This is a genomic window from Pannus brasiliensis CCIBt3594, assembly GCF_036688125.1.
Lineage (GTDB): Bacteria > Cyanobacteriota > Cyanobacteriia > Cyanobacteriales > Microcystaceae > Pannus > Pannus brasiliensis.
Window position 1 is genome coordinate 1 of sequence record NZ_JBAFSM010000105.1, and the last position, 4561, is coordinate 4561.

The following is a 4561-nucleotide window of genomic DNA, read 5'->3' on the forward strand; positions in this document are numbered from 1 at the left end:
AGCCTCGACCTCGACCTCCCCGGTTTTTATCTTTACTTTATAAATACCCTCTTAGCGCGGTTTTGAGCGCTTTCAATCATTATTTAAGCGATTACGTGCGGGATATCGGGACGGTAGCGCAGTTTTTAAATTCCGCGATCTCGTTCGGGGCGATCACCTTTCTTTTCGGTTTCATTTTCAAATATTTACCCGACGTGAGAATCACCTGGAAAGATGTACGGGTGGGGGCGATTATGACCGCGATACTCTTCACGTTCGGAAAATATATTCTCGGGCTATATCTGGGGATGGGAACCCTCGGATCGACCTACGGCGCGGCGGGTTCGCTGGTAGTCTTCCTCCTCTGGGTGTATTATTCCGCGCAGATTTTCTTTTTCGGGGCGGAATTCACGCAGGTATACGCGCGGCGTTACGGTTCGCGGATCGTTCCCAATCGACACGGTATTTCCGTCAATTCAAAATAGATTCTGACGGGGTTTAAAGGTTTCTAATTCGCGTAGTTTCTCGTATAGTTCCCATTCTTGCGGGGTGGGTTCGGGAGGGGTGACGATCTGAATTTCTACTAATTGATCGCCTCTTTCCCCGGATGCGACCGGATAGCCTTTATTCGCCAAACGGAGACGCTGACCGCTTTTTACGCCCTTGGGAACGGTCATTTTCACCATGCCGTCGATGGTGGGAACCTCGATCGAACCGCCCACGATCGCCTCGCTAGGAGTCACGGGAACGACACAGAAAATATCCGATCCCTGAATTTTAAAAAACGGGTGACGGGCGATCGTGATTTTGAGATAGAGATCGCCGCCATCGATTCCCTGTCCTTTCAAACGAATTTTCTGTCCGTCGATCATTCCCGCGGGCATATCCACCTCGATCGATCGACCGTCTTCGAGACGAATTCGCTGTCTCCCACCCTGATAGGCTTTCTCCAAAGGTAAGGTTAATTTCGCTTCCACGTCACGGCGCATCGGCGGCCGGGGGGCGGAGGTTATTTTCGGTCGTTTCGTGGTCGTCGCGTTGAAATCTTTAAACTTCCAAAGATCGAATTCCGATCGAGGTCCGTTACCGTTGGTCGCTTTTTTCTCTCCCGGACGGACAACCCGACGTTTCGCCCCTCCTAATAAAGAACGATTATACTCGGCGCGTTTATCGTCATCGGATAACACGTCGTAGGCTTCATTAATATCTTTAAATTTTTCTTCCGCCTCTTTATTGCCGGGGTTCACGTCCGGATGATACTGTCGGGCAAGTCGTCGAAACGCCTTTTTGATCTCGTCACCCGTAGCGTTACGAGGAACCCCTAAAATCTCGTAGTAATTGTGAATCTGTTGCATATTTTAGCGGTAGAAAGTGGAGCGAGAATAGAGAATCGCCGATCGAAACGATTCCCCGATCTCTACCTTAGAACCAATCATCATCGTCCTCGTCCCAGTTATTCTGGGGGGGAATCCGACGGGATCGATCGCCGGCGCGGGGGTTCGAGTAATCGTCCTGACGCGGGGAACGGTCACGGGCGCTATCGCGTTCATTGTAATAATTATTCGACGTTGCCGGGCGATAATCGTTTCGGGGGCCGGGATCGCGGCGGTAATCCTCGCGGTAGTTCGATCGACCGGTATCGCGGTAATCGTCCCGGTAGCGTTCGCGTCGGGGTTCGTAGGGGAGATCGTCCTCCTTGTCTCCCGTGAAGGTTTTCCGGATGGCGGTGAAAAAGCCCTCGTCTTCCTCGTCGTATTGTAATCGTACCTCGCGATTGAGTTCGTAGATAACATCCTGGATGTCCGCGCTCGCTCGATCGATCCGGCGATCGTCATCTTTGTCCAACGCGTCGAGAATTTCCGTACTCAACGATTCGATCTGACGGCGATAGGAACGGGTAAACTCGTTTCCGAAATCGAGCGTAACATCTTTCAAGCGTCTTTGCGCCTGATCCACCAAAGAACGGGCGCGGTTGCGTTTATCGACTCTTTCGCGGCGTTGTCGGTCTTCCTGGGCGAATCTGGACGCGTCGCCGATCATCCGGTTAATTTCTCCCTCGCTCAAGGTAGAGGCTCCTTGAATGGTCACGCTCTGCTCGCGCCCGGTCATTTTATCGCGGGCCGTGACCTGTAGGATGCCGTTCGCGTCGATGTCGAAAGCGACCTGAACTTGAGGGATACCGCGGGGGGCCGGGGGAATTCCGGTTAACTTAAAGCGACCCAAAGACTTATTATCGGTCGCCATCTCCCGTTCTCCCTGTAAAACGTGGATTTCCACGAGGGTTTGATTGTTTTCGGAGGTGGAGAACACATCCGATCGTCTGACGGGGATCGTCGTGTTGCGGGGAATGAGTTTTTTCATCACGCCGCCGATCGTTTCCAATCCTAGCGATAACGGGGTCACATCGAGCAGGAGGATGTCTTTGACCTCGCCGCCCAAAATTCCCGCTTGAATGGCCGCGCCGACCGCCACAACCTCATCTGGGTTGACGTTTTGATTGGGTTCCCTGTCGATAAAACTCCGCACCAGATCTTTAACCACCGGCATCCGGGTCGCGCCGCCGACGAGAACGACCTCATCGACTTGAACGGGGGACAATCCCGCGTCGGAAAGGGCGCGTTTGAGGGGACGGCGTAAACGGCTGATCAGATCGCCACACATTTCCTCGAATTCGGCGCGGGTAAGACGGGTTTCGATGTGTTTGGGGCCGTCCTCGGTGGCGATGATGAAGGGGAGGTTAATATCGGTGATACTCACCCCGGATAGTTCGATTTTGGCTTTTTCCGCCGCTTCAGTGAGGCGTTGGAGTGCTTGCCGGTCTTGGCGTAGATCTACGCCTTCCTGTTCGAGGAATTGATTCGCTAACCAGTCTACAATACGTCGATCGAAATCGTTCCCGCCTAATTGGGTGTCGCCACTGGTGGCTTTGACCTCGAACACGCCATCACCGACCTCAAGGATAGAAACGTCGAAGGTTCCGCCGCCGAGGTCGAAAACGAGGATCTTTTTATTTTCCTCTTGATCGAGTCCGTAGGCGAGCGCGGCGGCGGTGGGTTCGTTGAGAATCCGCTGGACTTCCAATCCCGCGATCCGGCCCGCGTCGCGGGTGGCCTGGCGTTGGGAGTCGTTAAAGTAGGCGGGAACCGTGATCACCGCGCCGGTGACTTCTTCGCCTAGGTAGCGGCCGGCTTCCTCGGCCAGTCTCCGCAGGATCAAGGCCGAGATCTCTTCGGGGGCGAATTCTTTTTGCAGACGGGGGCATTTAATTTTGATGTTGCCCTCCTCGTCGCGGCGGATGGTGTAGGGAACGCGTTTGGATTCGGGGGTTAGTTCACCGTAGCGGCGACCGATGTAGCGTTTGACCCCGTAGTAAGTGTTCTGTGGGTTGAGAACCCCCTGCCGTCTGGCCATCTGCCCGACGACTAATTCCCCGTCCTTGTTAAAACCGACCACGGAAGGGGTTGTTCGCATTCCTTCCGAGTTGGCGATAACCACCGGTTTCCCGCCTTCCATGATGGCGACGACGGAGTTTGTTGTCCCCAGGTCGATACCGACTACTCTACCCATGCTTGTCCTTATCTCCAGCTAGATTCGCTCACTTCGGGTCGTTGGCTCGATCGATAGTGTAATTCGCTTAATGCTTGTTGACAATATTGTATCGAATCGTGTCAGCCCCGCGTTCGCACTCCGGTGGGCGTTGCTAGATGGGATGCACCGGACTCAAGGGATATTAACTATACTGAAGGGAGTAGCCCGACTCGAAAATTCCCCGCGCTAACCCCATGACCTCGGAAACGCCATCTCAATTCCATGTTTTCCTCTGCCACAACAGTAAAGATAAGCCGGAAGTCAAAGAAATCGCTCTCGAATTGCGATCGCTAGGTTTAAAGCCTTGGTTAGATGAATGGGAACTGCGACCGGGGTTATCGTGGCAAGAACTGCTAGAGGAGCAGATCGAGTATATCCATTCCGCCGCGGTCTTTATCGGCAGTAGCGGCATCGGCCCGTGGCAGAATCGGGAGTTAAGAGCGTTTTTAAATGAGTTTGTCGGGCGCGGTTGTCCGGTAATCCCGGTTTTGCTGGCCACCGCTCCCCAACAACCTCAACTTCCTATTTTTCTCCGGGCGATGACTTGGGTAGATTTCCGACGCGCCGATCCCGATCCGATGGGTCGTTTGATTTGGGGGATTACGGGAGAAAAGCCTAAAATTGTGGAAGTTATCCCGAAACTATCGGCCGAAGAGTTTCTCGATCGTGGGTTAGCGAAGTACAATTCGGGAGACTATCAAGGGGCGATCGCCGATTTCGATCGCGCGATTCAACTCCAACCCGACTACGCTAATGCCTACTACAATCGCGGGAGAGCAAAGTACAAATCGGAAGACAAGCAAGGGGCGATCGCCGATAATGATCGGGCGATTCAACTCCAACCCGACCTCGCCGGAGCCTACAACACTCGCGGGGTCGCGAAGTACGATTCGGGAGACTATCCAGGGGCGCTCGCCGATTACGACCGCGCGATTCAACTCAAACCCGACTACGCTGAAGCCTACAACAATCGCGGGAATGCGAAGTCCGATTC

Annotated in this window: 4 protein-coding genes; 2 read left to right on the plus strand and 2 right to left on the minus strand. The window is 53.8% G+C overall.

What is annotated here, in order from left to right:
* The coding region (locus tag V0288_RS24860) for a YihY/virulence factor BrkB family protein (RefSeq protein ID WP_332867889.1) at positions 1 to 464 on the plus strand (464 nt) is incomplete at its 5' end.
* On the opposite strand, the gene V0288_RS24865 is transcribed toward V0288_RS24860, so the two are convergent.
* Together V0288_RS24865 and dnaK are read right to left on the minus strand one after the other, a co-directional pair.
* The gene (locus V0288_RS24865) at positions 456 to 1334 is read right to left on the minus strand and encodes a DnaJ C-terminal domain-containing protein (RefSeq protein WP_332867891.1); all 879 of its coding nucleotides are present in this window, start codon (positions 1332 to 1334) and stop codon (positions 456 to 458) included. The two genes, V0288_RS24860 and V0288_RS24865, sit on opposite strands and share 9 nt — an antisense overlap.
* A gap of 67 nt (positions 1335 to 1401) precedes the next feature.
* Positions 1402 to 3546: a molecular chaperone DnaK gene (gene dnaK / locus V0288_RS24870; protein WP_332867892.1), complete on the minus strand. Its 2145-nt coding sequence runs from the start codon at positions 3544 to 3546 to the stop codon at positions 1402 to 1404.
* A gap of 215 nt (positions 3547 to 3761) precedes the next feature.
* Between dnaK and V0288_RS24875 the strand changes: the two genes are divergently transcribed.
* A partial coding sequence (locus tag V0288_RS24875; protein WP_332867893.1) for a toll/interleukin-1 receptor domain-containing protein occupies positions 3762 to 4561 on the plus strand: 800 nt, incomplete at its 3' end.